This window comes from Chromobacterium piscinae, from assembly GCF_021129175.1.
GTDB classification, from domain to species: Bacteria; Pseudomonadota; Gammaproteobacteria; order Burkholderiales; family Chromobacteriaceae; genus Chromobacterium; species Chromobacterium piscinae.
In genome coordinates, this window is the sequence record NZ_JAJOHV010000017.1 from 140,760 (window position 1) to 155,077 (window position 14,318).

A 14,318-nucleotide genomic window follows, 5' to 3' on the forward strand; every position below is an offset into this window, starting at 1 on the left:
CGGTAGATTTTTAGGTGGCGTTTTTGTTTTTCAAAATCAATTGCTTGCAATTGGTCTGTTCCCCACGTGCGTGGGGATGAACCGCTTGGCCGTGCGCACGCCGGACAGCAGGTCAACTGTTCCCCACGTGCGTGGGGATGAACCGTCCGTACAACGGGCGCTTGCTGCCGCCGGTGACTGTTCCCCACGTGCGTGGGGATGAACCGCCGCAGAACGACGCCGCCGCCCAGGCTGCTGCCTGTTCCCCACGTGCGTGGGGATGAACCGCCAAACCGCTTTTGCGCCCACTGCAGCGGGAACTGTTCCCCACGTGCGTGGGGATGAACCGGTTCAGCGCTGGCTCCGGTATTGCGAGGTGACCTGTTCCCCACGTGCGTGGGGATGAACCGAGCCATGACGAGAAAGCTATTACATGACCTTGCTGTTCCCCACGTGCGTGGGGATGAACCGTCGAGCTGGCCGACGCCGTCATTCGGATATTCCTGTTCCCCACGTGCGTGGGGATGAACCGCCGTGTCATCGAATTTCCAGATGATGTTCGGCCTGTTCCCCACGTGCGTGGGGATGAACCGTAGCCCGCCACATTTAATCCTCCCGGAGATAACTGTTCCCCACGTGCGTGGGGATGAACCGCCGGCAGGCATTAAAGCGCCGCATGACCACGTCTGTTCCCCACGTGCGTGGGGATGAACCGCCAGAGACCTTTGTCGACAGCCCGCAGGCCATCTGTTCCCCACGTGCGTGGGGATGAACCGGAATGATCGGTCTCATACAGTTCAATGCCGAACTGTTCCCCACGTGCGTGGGGATGAACCGTGCCACCGTTTACCGTGACAGTGTTTGTTCCCCTGTTCCCCACGTGCGTGGGGATGAACCGGGCGAGCGCGTGCCGGTGCAGGAGCAGTTCCTCTGTTCCCCACGTGCGTGGGGATGAACCGGCGATCAACGGATTTAAATTCCACTTCAACGCCTGTTCCCCACGTGCGTGGGGATGAACCGATGGCGGTGTGGCCCCACTGCGAGCCTTTGCCTGTTCCCCACGTGCGTGGGGATGAACCGGTTTGGTAAACATCCAGCAGCACCGTCTTGCCCTGTTCCCCACGTGCGTGGGGATGAACCGCGGCCATCTCCAAGCTCAAGGAAATGAGCTACCTGTTCCCCACGTGCGTGGGGATGAACCGAATCAGTTTTGGGGTCGCATGGAGGTTTACAACCTGTTCCCCACGTGCGTGGGGATGAACCGACCGACATCCAGCGGCTCAAGCAGATCCTGCCCTGTTCCCCACGTGCGTGGGGATGAACCGACGGACATGTCAGGCCTTGGCAGCTGCAGCAGCTGTTCCCCACGTGCGTGGGGATGAACCGTACGAAGCCCAGCAGCTTCGCAATCAGGGCAACTGTTCCCCACGTGCGTGGGGATGAACCGCCGTGGGTTCGGATGAAGAGGTTTGTCGAGGCCTGTTCCCCACGTGCGTGGGGATGAACCGCGCACGCCTGAGCGCATTAAAACCATTATGAACTGTTCCCCACGTGCGTGGGGATGAACCGAATAGTGCTTTTGGACGACTCTTGGCACGAGCCTGTTCCCCACGTGCGTGGGGATGAACCGTGGGCGGAGTTTGAGTGCCAGCCGGCTCCGGTCTGTTCCCCACGTGCGTGGGGATGAACCGAATCTGTTTTAGGATCGCACGATGGTTTATCACTGTTCCCCACGTGCGTGGGGATGAACCGTCGGTAAGAGATGGCGGCATCAGCGGCAGGGTCTGTTCCCCACGTGCGTGGGGATGAACCGCAGGCCTTTTGCGCGCTTTTGGAATTTGGGTTCTGTTCCCCACGTGCGTGGGGATGAACCGCAATGAGCAGATTACCACCCGGCTGGCGGTCGCTGTTCCCCACGTGCGTGGGGATGCACCGGGTGCCGCTGTCAGCTACGCGCCGATTTTTACCTGTGAACCGCAGTCCCGCCACCCGCTAAAGACCGCATGCGCGCGCGCCACGCATGGAAAGGTTTGTCATCCAATCTTTCCGCTGCTTGCGGCGCTTGGGTGGCGCTTCCTATGCTGCAATGGTTGAGGCTGAAGGAGTCGCCATGCAGCAGTTGAGAACGGGTTTGCTGGTTGCCGCGCTGTTTCTCGCGGTGGCCTTTGTTTCGAGATCGCTGGCCAGTTCCGTCACGGAAACCATGCCGGTCTGGCTGGGCAGCGGGGTGACTTTTTCCGCGTTGTTGATCTCCCCCCGCTGGCGCTGGCCGGCCATCCTCGCCGGCGTGTGGCTGGGGTCGGTGATCTGGGGCATGGTTGCGCATGGCCTGAGTCCGGCGGGGGCGGCGGCTTTCGCCAGCATCGAGGTGGTCAGCGGCGCCATGGGCTGCTGGGTGGCCAGCCTGGGGCGCAACGATCCGGATACCCCGGCCGGCATGGCTCTGTTCCTGTGCGGGGCGGCGCTGGCGTCCTGCCTGGGCGGCGCGCTGGCCATGGCCTTATGGCAATGGCAGCGGCCCGGCCTGAATCTGACGCTGGAGGGCGTGGCGTGGGTGTTGTCCACTATGGTGGGCATCTTGCTGCTGACGCCGGTGGTGACCGCGTTCCGGGGCTTTCACCTGCAGCTGTCTGGCGGCATGCCGATGATGCAGTTTCTGGGCGGCGGCGCGGCTTTTCTGCTGTTTCTATGCGCGGTGGCCTTGGTTTTCATCGATCACAGCGGCGAGCGCTACGGCCAGGTGGCCGCCACGCTGGCCTATCTTCCCATGCCTTTCCTGTTGATCGCCGCCGCCTTGTGGGGGCCGCGCGGCGGCGCCGTCGCCTTGTTGCTGGGCGGCTTGCTTATCATTGGGCGAACCGCTCATGGCGGCGGGCCGTTCGCGGTGGCCGAGGGGTTTTCCGGCGAGGCGGTGATCGAGGTGCAGGGCTTCGTGACGATATGGGCCGCGGTGATGATCGCGGTGAGGGCGCTGTCGGACGGCCGCCGCCAGGCGTTGGTTGACGCCCAGGCCTGGCGTCTGCGCTACGAGCGCATCATGCGCGAAGTGGGCGTGGCGACGGTGGAATATGAAGCGGCTACCGGGCACGCCACCTGGGGCATGGGGGCGGACAAGGTGCTGGGCGAGGATGTCGCGCATATCTCCAGCCTGGACGAGTGGCTGGAGCGGATCGAGCCGGACGAGCGCGGCCTGGTGGAGGCGACGTGGAGCAGCGTGGCCAGCGGCGAGACCTGGGCCAGCGAGCAAAGCTACACCGTGGTGCAGTCGGACGGGGAGCGGCTGCGAGTGCGGGAGCGCCTGGCCTGCGTGCGCGGCGCGGACGACGAAGTGGAAATGGTGGTGGGCATGCTGAGGCCGGAGCCTCTGGAGAATGGCAATGGCTGAGCCCGGCGTGTTCCTGATCCATGGCCTGGGCGGCACGCAATACGACCTGGGCTCCATGCACAAGCGGCTGAAGAACGCCGGCTTCGTCACCCATGCGCTGACGCTGCCCGGCCATGGCACGCGGCCGGAGGATTTGTCCGGCGTCAAAATGGAGGCATGGCTGGAGGCGGCGCGCGCCAAGTACCGCGAAATCGTCGGCCAGCATGAGGTGCTGCACGTGATGGGCATGTGCATGGGCGCCTTGCTGGCGCTGGAGGTGGCCAAGCTGGAGCGTCACGCCAAGGGCCGGCTGGTGGCGCTGGCCCCGCCGGTGTACATCGACGGCTGGGCCACGCCCTGGTATCGGGGCCTGCGGCCCTTGTTGTATCGGATTCCCGGATTGCCGGAGCGGATGAAGGTGGCGGAGGAGGAACCCTACGGCATCAAGAACGAGCAGCTGCGGGCCATCGTCAAGGCCAAGTTCGAGCGCGGGGAGAATTTCCATTACGGCTGGGTGCCGCTGGCCTGCATCCGCGAGGTGGATCGGCTGCGCGCCGCGGCGATGCGGGGGCTGGACCAGATCGCCTGCCCGACGCTGGTGGTGCACGCGCGCGAGGACGAACTGACCAGCCTGCGCTCGGCGCATTTCCTGGTGGAGCGCATCGGCAGCGGCAAGCGCGCCGGCCAGGCGCGCATGGTGGTGCTGGAAGACAGCTACCACATGGTGTGCGTGGACAACGACAGGGAAATCGTCGGCAAGCATGTGCTGGAATTTTTCAATGCCAGCGCGGCGGGCGGCTTCGGCATGAATAGGGTCGATCCGGCCATGGCCCCGGCGGAGATGGCGGAGCTGCTGGCCTTGGCGCGGGGCGTGTTGGAGCAGGGCGACTTCGCCGGCCTGTACCGGCTGGGCATCCCGGATTTCGCCTGGCTGCAGCCGGGGCGCAACCGCAGCAGCGGCGCATTTCCCGGCCGCAAGGGCCTGCGGCGGCTGCGGAAGTGGACGGATGAGGGCGCCAGCTTCTCCGCCTTCGGCGCGGCGGTGATCAATGCCGGCATGGCGGTGCAGCCGGCCACGCTGCTGCATCGCGGCCTCGCCTCGCCCGGGGTGCTGGCTGTGCAGATGCGCAAGGGCAAGCTGCTGGAGGCCAGGTGGTTTCCGGACGATCTGGACGCCGAGGACAGCCATTTCGGCGGCGAGCCGCTGTCGGACGGGCCCAGTGAGCAGGAAAAGGCGTTTGAGGCCGCGGCCGCGCTGTCGCGCACGCTGCGCAAGGCGCCGGACAACGCCACCTTGTTGGCGATGTACGCCCTGTACAAGCAGGGCTCGCAAGGCGACGCCGCGGGAGAGCGGCCGGGCATCACGGACATGGTGGGGAGGGCCAAGCACGACGCCTGGACTGCCAGGCGCGGCATGAGCCGCGAGCAGGCGATGACCGATTATGTGGCGCTGGTGAACCGTTTGAAGGATGGCGAGAGCCAGGAGGCCTGAGTCCGCCGCTTGTCGACGCCGAGATGGTAAGGGGAGCCGAGTGTCTCTCGCTTCCGCGCGGGGAGCCGCACCGGATGGCCTGGACGTTTCCATGGCTCCAGTAAGTACTGTCACTGATTGAAGCATTTCCCTGCGGCTGCCAGTCTGAATTCCCCAAACCGCGCAGGAGATGCAAGATGGCCTTCCCCACCGCAGTCAACAGCCAGATCACCGATGCCGTCACCCAGTCCAACGTCAAGGTGCTGGGAGAAGCGCCCGCCATGGCGATGGGGTCGATCTACCAGTCCATGGCCCACTCCACCGGCATCCTGTACGAGAATGCCGTCTCCTCGCAGCAACAGATGACCACGCTTGCCCAGTCGGTGTCCAACATCGGCGCGATACAGATCTACAGCGTGGATACCATGGCGGGCGCGGGTTTTGCCGAGCGGGCGAGCCAGCTAGGCGTCGCCGATAACCTCGCCAGCTTGTTGACGGTGCTGCGCAGCTTGCGCGATCAATAGCAAGCTGGCTTCCGGCAGCGCGCCGCGGCTGTTTCAATGCTTCTATCCCATTGTTTATTCGGAAGGAAGTTGATTTGGCGCAGAAGGTTTGTTCCTGATCAAATCCGGCTTCTTCAGCGCGGGCGATGGCCGCCGCCATTGCCTATGTTGGGGAGGCGGCCTGTCCGGGACGGGGCAGCGCAAGCGGAGGAGGCGGAGCATGGACTATCTATTGTTGTCGCACCCGACTTTCGGCGCGCTGGGCATCATCGCGGCGGTGTGGGTGCTGGTAGAGACCTTGAACGCGTCGGAGGGCAACGCGGCGCGGATCAGGCTGGCGTCGCGGGCTACGGCGTTGTGCATCGGCCTGTCCTGGATATTGGGCGGCTACTGGTATGTCCATTTCTACGGACACGACAAGGCGCTGATCCTGAAAGGCCCGCTGCCCTACGCGCACAATCTGGTGATGGAGACCAAGGAGCATCTGTTCTTCATCGTCTTGATCCTGGCGTTTTACTTGCCCATCGTGGCGGCTGGCCGGCTGCACAAGAATCCAGCTGCGCGGCGGATGACGGCGGCGACTGCGGCTTTGCTGGCGCTGACCGCGTTCGCGGTGGAGGGCGGCGGCGCCATCATCAGCTATGGCGTCAAGGCGGCGCTGCTGCAGCATGGAGGCTAGCGATGGACAATACTCTGAACCGATACGCCGGCGGCTTTGCCTTGTCGGCCTGCGTCGCCATCCTGTTCAACACCGCATTGGCCTGGCTGAAGGATAGCCTGCCGGCGCTGAACGGCTGGATGGCGTCGCTGACCGGCCATCACTGGACCACCCACGGCTTGTTCGACTTGGCGGTGTTTTTCCTGCTCGGACTGGCCTTCTCCCGCGCCGGCGCGGCGGACAGGCTGGGCGGCGACGTTCCGATGAAGCTGTTGGCGGGCTGTACCGTGGCAGCAGGCCTGGGCCTGCTGTTGTGGTTCCTGTTCGTTTAGCCCGCCGGGCGGAGGGAAGTTAGCTGCCGTTGCGCAGACGCTTCAGTTACAAGGCCAGATTCAGCGTTTTTTGCTGGATCTGGGCCTGTTTTCCGCGCCAGGCTGGGGTATCCGGCTCCAGCGCGGCGAGTTCTTCCCGCAGGGCGGCCAGTTCCCGTATCGCTTCCACTTCGGCCGGCACGCAGCCGGCGTCTTTCAATATCTTGTACGACGTTCTCAGCTCGACCGGCGTGGCGGCATCGCCGTCGTTCAGCTCCAGCGGCTCGCCCCATCCCTCGGCTCGCCCCATCCCTTCGCGCGTTGCAGCTCGCCGCGTCGAGATCGCGTGGACTCTGCATGGTCTGCCTCCAAGGGCATTGGATGCTGAATAATAACATTGGCATAATGTGTCATTGATGTGGAGGGAGCTCGGCCAGGAAACGGACCAGGCGCAGCGTCAGGCTTTCCCGCGTGGCGTTGGCGGGCCAGACGGCGTAGACGCCCAGCGGTTCCACACGATATTCGGGCAGCGCCACGCGCAGTTTGCCCGCCGCCAGCTCGCCTTCCGCCAGGAAGGCGGGCGGCGTCGCCAGGCCGCAGCCGGCGGCGGCCAGCTGGCAGGCCGCGTCCACGCTATTGACCGTGATCTGCGGCTGGATGGCGAAATCGTGCCGCTGTCCGGCGGCGTCGATCAGAGTTTTGCGTTTGCCGCGCATCCGTATGCCCAGCCAGGGCCAGTCGGCCAGGTCGGCGGGACATGCCGGCGCGGTGCGGGCGTCAAGCAAGCTGGGCGCGGCCACCAGCAGGCGGGGCATGTCGAACAGGCGGCGCGACTTCAACGCGCTGTCTTGCAGTTCTCCGATGCGGATGGCCAGGTCGATGCCGTCCCGGATCAGATCGCGTTTTTCGTCGCTGTAATCCAATTCCAGCTCCACTTTGGGATGGCATTGGGAGAATGCCGCCAGGCTGGCTGTGAGCGGGCCGCGGGCGAAGAAGGCCGGCAGGCTCAGCCTGAGCGCGCCGGCGGGTTCGGCCGCGCGTCCCGCCAGCTCGTTGAGTCCGGTTTCCGCCGCTTGCAGCATCGCCTGGGCGTGGCCGTAAAGCGCTTGGCCGTCCGGCGTCAGCGACAGCCGTCGGGTGGAGCGGTACAGCAAGGCGACGCCCAGCCGGCTTTCCAACTGCGAGACGTGATGGCTGACCACCGATGGCGCCAGGCCCAGCGCGCGAGCGGCGGCGCGGAAGGAGCCGGTTTCGATGGTCTTGGCAAAGACAGCCAGCGCGCGCAGTTCATCTATCATTGTTCTATTTTTTAGATTATTGAATTTCAATTGTACTTAATTGTAGATCATTTGGCGGCGGCGCATAGTGAGGCGGTATCTCATCATTGGAAAGAGCCGCTCATGGACGATATCCGTTGCGCCATCATCGTCGATCCCGATCTGCCGCTCGGCGTCATCGCCAATACCGCCGCCGTGCTGGCGATGTCGCTGGGCAAGCGCCACCCTGAGTTGGTGGGACAGGACCTGCCCGACGCGCGCGGCCAGCCTCGGACGGGCATCACCACGGTGCCGATGCCGGTGTTGAAGGCCGGCGCGGACCAACTGCGCGCATTGCGCGCGGCCGCTTGCAAGGCGGAGTTGACGCTGGTGGAGCTGGCTAGCGCCACGCGCGCCACCCGCAGCTATCAGGAGTATGCGGCGGCGTTGGCGTCCACGCCGGAAGAGGAGATCCAGTATCAGGGCCTGGCTCTGTGCGGGCCGGGCAAGCGAGTGCGGCAGCTGACCGGCAGCCTGGGCCTGTTGCGCTGAGGGGCCGGCATGATCTGGAACTTCATCGCGGCCACGGCGTTGGTCACCTTGATGCCGGGGCCGTCGCTGCTGCTGATCGCAGGGGCCTCGGCGCAGCGCGGATGGCGCGCTGGAGCGGTCGTGACGCTGGGCGTGGTGCTGGCGGACGCCATTCTGCTGCTGATGGTGCTAGGCGGTTTGGGGACATTGGCGGAGACTGCGCCGGCCGCGCTGTCATGGCTGAAGTGGCTGGGGGCGGCTTATCTGTTGTATCTGGGCGCGGCGCAGTTGCGCATAGCGGGGAAAGGCGCGTCCGGGGCGGGCTCGGGCAATTTCCGCAGCGGATTGGCCTCGACGCTGCTGAACCCGAAAATCATCGTCTTCCTGGCATTGTACTTTCCGCAGTTCATCCGGCCGGGAGAGGACGCGGGACGGCAGATGCTATTGCTGGGGCCGTTGTTCCTGCTGACAGTGCTGGTGGTGTTCCTGTTGTGCGCGGCCGCCGCGCGGTGGCTGGGCGGCATGGCCCGGGGGCAGGGCGGAGCCTGGCTGGAACGGGCCTGCGGGTGCTGCCTGATTGTCTGCGGACTGTATTCAGCCTTCGTTTAGCGCGGCTGGCAAAACTGTCGGCGCCGCGCCGGCGCGCCTTGAGCGGATGCAAGGTCGGAGTGCGTCGTCCGTTTCCTGTTGCAAGGGTTGAAAAGGGCGGAATGCCTGTTCCGCGGCGCACGGATGTCTCATCGAGTGTGCGCGGCGGCGTCCAAGCTCAGGTTTGGGGCGCGCGGATGTCAGCCTGCTCCAGCCATTGCCATAGCTCCGGCGCGTTGAAGTCGGCGATGACGGCGTCGGCGCCGGCCTCGCGCAGCGCGGCCTCGGGCAGCATGCCGGCGATGGCGAAGGTGTGCAGCCCGGCTTGCTTCGCGGCGCGGATGCCGGACAGGGAGTCCTCGAAGGCGCAGGCGCGTTCGGCGCGTCCGCCCAGCCGGGCCAGGCCGGCGAGATAGGGCAGGGGGTGGGGCTTGCCGTAAGCCAGCTCGTCGCCTATCACCAGCGTGTCCACTCGGGAGGCGAGGCCCAGGCCGTCCAGCATCAATTCGGCATTGGCGCGCGGCGCGTTGGTGACGATGGCGATGGCAGCGCCGTTGGCTCGCGCCCAATCGAACAGCCGCAGCGCGCCCGGCGTGGGCCGCAATTGGCTGATCGAGGCGCGGAAGAGCTTTTCCTTGCGCTCAGCCAGTTCCTGGTGCCGTTCAGGGAGGTCAGGCAGCAGCGCCTGCATGATGGCTTCGTTGGTGGAACCGTGGACGTGCCGCAGATAGCTGTCGTGGTCCAGCTCCCGGCAATGTTCGGCCAGCAGGGAGCGGAAGGCGTGAAAGTGAAGTTCGTCGGTATCGGTCAGGGTGCCGTCCAGATCGAACAGCAGGGTGAAGTCGGCTTGGAGCATGGCGGATTCGTGTTCTGGTTCCGCGCCCATGGTAGGCGGCTTGCCGTCGCCGGGCAAGCCGCCGCTTCGCCGCCCGGCGGTTTACGTCTGGCGGGATGGGGCGATGCCCAGCCGGTAGATGGTGGTGCTGCGGTATGGCTGCTCCGGCCGCAAGATAGCGCTGGGGAAGTGGGAGACGTTGGGCGCGTTGGGGAAGTGCTGGGCCTCCAGGCAGAAACCGTCCGATTGCCGGTAGGCGCGGCCGGATGCGCCATGGTGGCGGCCGGTGAGCACATTGCCGCTGTGCAGTTGCAGGCCGGGCTCGGTGGTGAGCACATCCAGCTGGCGTCCGCAACTGTCTTCCACCGCCCGCGCGGCCAGCCTGGGATAGGGTTCGGCGCCGTCTCGCGACAGCACGTAGCAATGGTCGAAGCCCCGGCCCAGACGGATTTGCGCGTCGTCGGCGCGTATGTCCCGCCCCAGCGGCTTGGGTTCGCGAAAATCGAACACCGTGTCCTGCACGCCGCGGATCTCGCCGGTGGGAATCAGTTCTTCCGTCACCGGCAGGAAGTGATCGGCCAAGATGGCCAGCCTGTGGTCCAGCACGCTGCCGCTGCCTTCGCCCGCCAGGTTGAAATAGGCGTGGTTGGTGGTGTTGAACACGGTGGGCCGGTCGCAGCTCGCTTCGTAGCTGATCACCAGATCGCCCAGCGGTTTCAGCGCGTAGCTGACGGTCAGGATCAGCTTGCCGGGAAAGCCTTGGTCGCCGTCCGGGCTTTCCAGCCGCAGAAGCACTTCGGGCCGGTCGGGGAGGTCGGCCACGGCGGCTACTTGCCACAGGCGGCGGTCGAAGCCTTCCGGTCCGCCGTGTATCGCATGGCGGCCTTCGTTCTGATCCACCTGATGCCACTGGCCGTCGAGCTGGAAGCGGCCGTTTTCGATCCGGTTGGCGTAGCGGCCCATGGTGGCGCCCAGGCGGCCGCCTGCCTGCCGGTAATCGTCCAGTCGGGTGTAGCCCAGCACCACCGAGTCGAAACGGCCGTGCCGGTCCGGGCAGCGCAGCGACTGCAGCGTAGCGCCCCAGGACAGGATGGCGGCGCTGACGCCGTTGCTCAGCGCCAGTTCTATCTTTTCGACGACTTCTCCGTCGGGCAGGATGCCGAATGCGGCGCGGGTGATCATGGGGTGGCCTCCGATTTTGGCGCGCGGACGGCGCGCAGCCGCATCAGCGCGTCGAAGCGTTGCAGAACGGCGGGCCGCTCGCGGCTGGCGCGCTCCGGATTGATGGGAAACAAGGCGGGATCGCGCTCGCCGCGCAGCAATAGCTTGGCGTGATGGCGGAACAGGTCTGCGGCTTCGTCTGACATCACCCAGTCCAGCGCCCTTCGCGCCAGCGCTTGCTGCGTGCTGCCGGCGAGGACGCCGTAGACTTCCGCTTCCGCGCCTATCGCATCCTGGGGCAGCGCCTGGATCAATGCGGGGTTGTCGCTCAGCCGGCGGCGGGCCGCCACCCGCACGGTGATGCCCAGCGCCGCGCCGTTCTGGCCGACGCGGGCGGCCGGTTCCCAGGCCGAGCCGGGGTAGTCGATCACGTTGCGGTCTATCTCCACCATCAGCCGCCAGCCGTCTTCCGGCCCGTAATATTGCAGGATGGTGGTCAAGGCCAGGTAGCCGGCGCCGGAGCGGCGGGGGTCTGGGAACAGCAGCGCCTGGCGGAGCGCCGGCGCTGCCAGATCGGACCAGCGCGTCGGCGTCTCGGCGCCGCGCGCTTGCAATAGCGCGGGATCGGCGACGAAAGCCAGCGAAAAGCCGGTAGGGCGGTAGAAACCATCGGCGTCGCAGCCGCCGGCCGCCGGCGGCGCGATGCGGGCGGCGATGCCCGGGCTCTGAGCGGCGGTGTCGGCCCAGCCCAGCACCAGGTCGCCCTCGGGGTCGGACAGCAGAAAAGCTGTCAGGCTGGAGGTGGGCATGCGCCACACGGTGATGGCGACATCGGGCAGCAGGCGGCTCAGCGCTTCGAGGTAGTCGGCCAGCTCATAGGGCTCGAAGGCGCTGTAAGCCACCAGATGCCCGCCCGCGCCGCTGCCGGTGGCGGCTTCGATGCGGACGGCGTCGGCGGGTAGCCCCGCCGGAGGAATGGACGGGTTCATGCGCCGGACTCCTCTGCTTCCGCGCCGAGCTCCAGCGCGTCCAGCCGCCGCCATAGCTCGGCGGCGGTGAAGTCGGCGATCACCTCGTCGGCGCCGGCGTCAAGCAGCGACGCGGCGGGCAGCGAGGTGCCGATGCCGAAGGTATGGATGCCGGCGGCGCTGGCGGCGCGCGCGCCGGACAGCGAATCCTCGAAGGCCAGCGCGCGCTCGGCGCGTCCGCCCAGACGCTGAAGCCCGGTCAGGTAAGGCAGCGGGTCCGGCTTGCCGCGCGGCAGCTCCTCGCCTATCACCAGCGCGTCTATCCTACCCAGCAGCTCCAGCCCGGCCAGCATGCGCTCGGCGTTGATGCGGGGGGCGTTGGTGACCACGGCGATCGGCACGCGGCGGGCCTCCGCCCATTCGAACAGTGCCAGCGCGCCGGGCGTGGGCTCCAGTTTGCCGATGGCGGCGCGGAACAGTTCCTCCTTGCGCTCGGCCAGCCGGCGGTGGGAGTCCAGGGACAGGTCGGGAAACAGCTCGCGCATGATCGCGTCGTTGGGCGCGCCCATGATCCGCTCTTTGTAGATCTGCATGGTGATGCTGCGTTTGTGATCGGCCAGCAGCGTTTGGTAGGCGCCGAAGTGCAGGATGTCGGTGTCCACCAGGGTGCCGTCCAGATCGAACAGCAGGGTGAAGTCGGCTTGGCTCATCATTGTTCTCCTTTTTGCTCAAGTCTCAGGCTTTGTGTGGCAGCGCATGGCGGTAGCCGGCGGCCAGGCAGGCCGCGGCCATCAGCAGGGGCAGAATAACCAGCATGCCGATCGCATTGACGAGGCCTGCCACTTGGCCGATATAGCCCAATGCGATGGGAACCACCAGCAGGGAAACGCCCACCGCCTGGGTGGCCCCCACCGAGATCAGGCCGACGTGGTCCGGCTCCAGCCGGATCGCATTGCTGATCAGCAGCGGGAAGAAGTTGCCCAGACACATGCCGGCCAGGGCCAGCGCGGCGATGGTGGCGGACGGCAGCGAGCTGGCCCACAGCGCGAGAATGGCGCCGCCGCCCAGCAGGATCACCGCCATCAGCATGTTGCGGCCGTCGAACCGGACCAGCAGCCGGCTGGAGACGATGCGGCCGAACACGGTGCCGCCGAAGAAGACCGACATCAGGCTCACCGCCTGCGCCGGCCCCAGGCCCAGCCGGCTTTCCAGGAACTGCGCGCCCCAGAAACCTATGCCCCATTCCGCGCCTATGCCCAGCAGCACCGAGCCCCAGCACAAGGCCACTGCCAGCGGCACGCCGCCGCGCGAGGGCTTGCTCGACCCGGCTGCCGGCGCAGGACGGCCGACGGGCGCAGGCAGGGGCAGCACCAGCGCCAGGGCCAGCGCGGCCGCCAGCAGTGTCCAGCGCCAGGGAATGCCGGCCGCGGCCAGCTGGCCGACCAGCAGCGGGCCGGAAAACACGCCGGCGCCGGCGAAGATGAAGGCCTCCACCATCGCCATGTCGCGGTGCTCGGCCTGATGCCAGGCCAGGCCGGCCTGCACCGCCGATTGCAGCACGCCGCCGGTCAGGCCCATGGCGATCGCCGCGGCCAGGGTGCCGGCGAAGCCGCGCGCCTGGGTGATGGACAACACGGCCAGCACCATGGCGACCGCAGCGCCGCGGACCAGCGGGCCGAGGCCCAACCTGGGCAGCAGCCAACCCCCCAGCAGGCCGGACGCGACCAGACCGCCGGCGTAGCTGGTGAAATGCCAGCCGACCTGGATGGGATCGTAGCCGAACTCGGCGCGCAGGAAGGGCAGGGTGGAGCCCAGCACCGACTGTTGGAAGCCGAACACGGCCAGCACCAGATAGAGGAACCAGGTGGGTCCGTCGCGGCGGAATGGCCGGGTGGATCGGGGGCTGTCTGTCATAGCGGTTGATCCTGAGGTGTGGGGTGGGGGCATCCGAACGCATGCCGCGCCTGGCGGATGGCAGATCCCTGTGTCGCCGACGATGGCTGGAGGCCTCGCCGCTTGCGTCTCGACACGGTCCGCAGCGGGCGCTGGGCTCCTCAAAACCTGCCCGTCGCGGTGGTTTCTGCCTGTTTTAATCCAGCAGCCGGTGCAATTGCGCGTATTGCAGCAGCATGATGGTCTTGCCGTCGGCGATGTCGCCGCAGTCCACCATCGCCAACGCCTGTTGCAGCGGCAGTTCCAGCACCTCCAGTTCCTCGCCGTCTTCCTCCACGCCACCGCCATCTCCCACCTTGTCGCGGGGATGGTATTCGCCGACGAAGAAGAACAGCTTCTCGGTGACCGAGCCTGGGCTCATGAAGGCCTCGAATACCTTGCGCACATTGTCTATCCGGTAGCCGGTCTCCTCCTCGGTTTCGCGGCGGATGCAGGTTTCCGCGTCGTCCTGGTCCAGCAGGCCGGCGCAGGCCTCGATCAGCATGCCGTCGTGGCCGTTGACGAAGGCGGGGAAGCGGAACTGGCGGGTGAGGATCACCGTGCGCCGGGAGCGGTTGTACAGCAGGATCACCGCGCCGTTGCCGCGGTCGTAGGTTTCGCGCGACAGCGTCTGCCAGCTGCCGTCGCGGCGCAGGTAGTCGAAGGTGGTTTTGCGCAGCACGTACCAGTCATCGGACAGCACTTCCACGCGTTGGATGCGCACCCTTTCCCGGGTCGCGGTGGTATTGCTCATGCAGCGT

General features: G+C 66.4%; 15 protein-coding genes and 1 CRISPR repeat array. Of the genes, 7 read left to right on the forward strand and 8 right to left on the reverse strand.

The window, feature by feature from the left end:
• Nucleotides 1-55 precede the first annotated feature (55 nt).
• Nucleotides 56-1,914: direct repeats of the CRISPR family, unit length 29 nt; unit sequence CTGTTCCCCACGTGCGTGGGGATGAACCG.
• Between the two features lie 175 nt (nucleotides 1,915-2,089).
• The 5 genes from LQR33_RS04940 (at nucleotide 2,090) to LQR33_RS04960 (ending at nucleotide 6,307) form a co-directional block, all read left to right on the forward strand.
• Complete coding sequence (locus LQR33_RS04940) at nucleotides 2,090-3,364, forward strand: MASE1 domain-containing protein (RefSeq protein ID WP_221667166.1); 1,275 nt, start codon at nucleotides 2,090-2,092, stop codon at nucleotides 3,362-3,364.
• Nucleotides 3,357-4,835 carry an acyl-CoA-binding protein gene (locus LQR33_RS04945; protein ID WP_231467829.1) on the forward strand — a complete coding sequence of 493 codons (1,479 nt, stop codon included), beginning with the start codon at nucleotides 3,357-3,359 and terminating at the stop codon, nucleotides 4,833-4,835. The genes LQR33_RS04940 and LQR33_RS04945 overlap by 8 nt, the downstream gene beginning before the upstream one ends.
• Nucleotides 4,836-5,011: 176 nt before the next feature.
• Nucleotides 5,012-5,338 carry a RebB family R body protein gene (locus LQR33_RS04950; RefSeq protein ID WP_166441074.1) on the forward strand — a complete coding sequence of 109 codons (327 nt, stop codon included), beginning with the start codon at nucleotides 5,012-5,014 and terminating at the stop codon, nucleotides 5,336-5,338.
• 199 nt (nucleotides 5,339-5,537) lie between these two features.
• Complete coding sequence (locus tag LQR33_RS04955; protein ID WP_021477086.1) at nucleotides 5,538-5,996, forward strand: hypothetical protein; 459 nt, start codon at nucleotides 5,538-5,540, stop codon at nucleotides 5,994-5,996.
• Nucleotides 5,997-5,998: 2 nt separating this feature from the next.
• A complete protein-coding gene (locus LQR33_RS04960) occupies nucleotides 5,999-6,307 on the forward strand; it encodes a hypothetical protein (RefSeq protein ID WP_021477087.1) in 309 nt (102 codons plus the stop codon).
• A gap of 46 nt (nucleotides 6,308-6,353) precedes the next feature.
• Here the strand turns inward: LQR33_RS04960 and LQR33_RS04965 are convergent, their stop codons facing one another.
• Together LQR33_RS04965 and LQR33_RS04970 are read right to left on the reverse strand one after the other, a co-directional pair.
• On the reverse strand, nucleotides 6,354-6,596 hold the full coding sequence (locus LQR33_RS04965; RefSeq protein ID WP_231467831.1) for a DnaJ family domain-containing protein: 243 nt from the start codon (nucleotides 6,594-6,596) through the stop codon (nucleotides 6,354-6,356).
• A 100-nt stretch (nucleotides 6,597-6,696) separates the two neighbouring features.
• Complete coding sequence (locus LQR33_RS04970) at nucleotides 6,697-7,584, reverse strand: LysR family transcriptional regulator (RefSeq protein ID WP_231467833.1); 888 nt, start codon at nucleotides 7,582-7,584, stop codon at nucleotides 6,697-6,699.
• A 102-nt stretch (nucleotides 7,585-7,686) separates the two neighbouring features.
• On the opposite strand from LQR33_RS04970, the gene LQR33_RS04975 reads away from it, so the two are divergent.
• Both LQR33_RS04975 and LQR33_RS04980 read left to right on the forward strand, forming a co-directional pair.
• Nucleotides 7,687-8,094 carry a DUF2000 domain-containing protein gene (locus LQR33_RS04975; RefSeq protein ID WP_166441072.1) on the forward strand — a complete coding sequence of 136 codons (408 nt, stop codon included), beginning with the start codon at nucleotides 7,687-7,689 and terminating at the stop codon, nucleotides 8,092-8,094.
• 9 nt (nucleotides 8,095-8,103) lie between these two features.
• Complete coding sequence (locus LQR33_RS04980; RefSeq protein WP_231467835.1) at nucleotides 8,104-8,682, forward strand: LysE family translocator; 579 nt, start codon at nucleotides 8,104-8,106, stop codon at nucleotides 8,680-8,682.
• A 157-nt stretch (nucleotides 8,683-8,839) separates the two neighbouring features.
• Here the strand turns inward: LQR33_RS04980 and LQR33_RS04985 are convergent, their stop codons facing one another.
• The 6 genes from LQR33_RS04985 to LQR33_RS05010 form a co-directional block, all read right to left on the reverse strand.
• A complete protein-coding gene (locus LQR33_RS04985; protein ID WP_221667163.1) occupies nucleotides 8,840-9,517 on the reverse strand; it encodes an HAD family hydrolase in 678 nt (225 codons plus the stop codon).
• Between the two features lie 81 nt (nucleotides 9,518-9,598).
• Nucleotides 9,599-10,678 (reverse strand): aldose epimerase family protein, encoded by a 1,080-nt coding sequence (locus tag LQR33_RS04990; RefSeq protein WP_231467837.1) that lies wholly within the window; start codon nucleotides 10,676-10,678, stop codon nucleotides 9,599-9,601.
• Complete coding sequence (locus LQR33_RS04995) at nucleotides 10,675-11,646, reverse strand: ABC transporter substrate-binding protein (RefSeq protein WP_166441069.1); 972 nt, start codon at nucleotides 11,644-11,646, stop codon at nucleotides 10,675-10,677. The genes LQR33_RS04990 and LQR33_RS04995 overlap by 4 nt, the downstream gene beginning before the upstream one ends.
• Entirely contained in the window at nucleotides 11,643-12,335 is a 693-nt protein-coding gene (locus tag LQR33_RS05000) for an HAD family hydrolase (protein WP_221665938.1), read from the reverse strand. Before LQR33_RS05000 ends, LQR33_RS04995 begins: the two co-directional genes overlap by 4 nt.
• 25 nt (nucleotides 12,336-12,360) lie before the next feature.
• Nucleotides 12,361-13,539, reverse strand: a complete 1,179-nt coding sequence (locus tag LQR33_RS05005) for an MFS transporter (RefSeq protein WP_231467839.1) — start codon at nucleotides 13,537-13,539, stop codon at nucleotides 12,361-12,363.
• A 175-nt stretch (nucleotides 13,540-13,714) separates the two neighbouring features.
• Nucleotides 13,715-14,311 (reverse strand): NUDIX domain-containing protein, encoded by a 597-nt coding sequence (locus LQR33_RS05010; protein ID WP_021474968.1) that lies wholly within the window; start codon nucleotides 14,309-14,311, stop codon nucleotides 13,715-13,717.
• Between the last annotated feature and the right edge of the window lie 7 nt (nucleotides 14,312-14,318).

Coding starts and splice junctions, on each gene's coding strand:
- LQR33_RS04940 (WP_221667166.1), top strand. CDS start 2,090: ATGCAGCAGTTGAGAACGGGTTTGCTGGTTGCCGCGCTGTTTCTCGCG.
- LQR33_RS04945 (WP_231467829.1), top strand. CDS start 3,357: ATGGCTGAGCCCGGCGTGTTCCTGATCCATGGCCTGGGCGGCACGCAA.
- LQR33_RS04950 (WP_166441074.1), top strand. CDS start 5,012: ATGGCCTTCCCCACCGCAGTCAACAGCCAGATCACCGATGCCGTCACC.
- LQR33_RS04955 (WP_021477086.1), top strand. CDS start 5,538: ATGGACTATCTATTGTTGTCGCACCCGACTTTCGGCGCGCTGGGCATC.
- LQR33_RS04960 (WP_021477087.1), top strand. CDS start 5,999: ATGGACAATACTCTGAACCGATACGCCGGCGGCTTTGCCTTGTCGGCC.
- LQR33_RS04965 (WP_231467831.1), bottom strand. CDS start 6,596: ATGGGGCGAGCCGAGGGATGGGGCGAGCCGCTGGAGCTGAACGACGGC.
- LQR33_RS04970 (WP_231467833.1), bottom strand. CDS start 7,584: ATGATAGATGAACTGCGCGCGCTGGCTGTCTTTGCCAAGACCATCGAA.
- LQR33_RS04975 (WP_166441072.1), top strand. CDS start 7,687: ATGGACGATATCCGTTGCGCCATCATCGTCGATCCCGATCTGCCGCTC.
- LQR33_RS04980 (WP_231467835.1), top strand. CDS start 8,104: ATGATCTGGAACTTCATCGCGGCCACGGCGTTGGTCACCTTGATGCCG.
- LQR33_RS04985 (WP_221667163.1), bottom strand. CDS start 9,517: ATGCTCCAAGCCGACTTCACCCTGCTGTTCGATCTGGACGGCACCCTG.
- LQR33_RS04990 (WP_231467837.1), bottom strand. CDS start 10,678: ATGATCACCCGCGCCGCATTCGGCATCCTGCCCGACGGAGAAGTCGTC.
- LQR33_RS04995 (WP_166441069.1), bottom strand. CDS start 11,646: ATGAACCCGTCCATTCCTCCGGCGGGGCTACCCGCCGACGCCGTCCGC.
- LQR33_RS05000 (WP_221665938.1), bottom strand. CDS start 12,335: ATGAGCCAAGCCGACTTCACCCTGCTGTTCGATCTGGACGGCACCCTG.
- LQR33_RS05005 (WP_231467839.1), bottom strand. CDS start 13,539: ATGACAGACAGCCCCCGATCCACCCGGCCATTCCGCCGCGACGGACCC.
- LQR33_RS05010 (WP_021474968.1), bottom strand. CDS start 14,311: ATGAGCAATACCACCGCGACCCGGGAAAGGGTGCGCATCCAACGCGTG.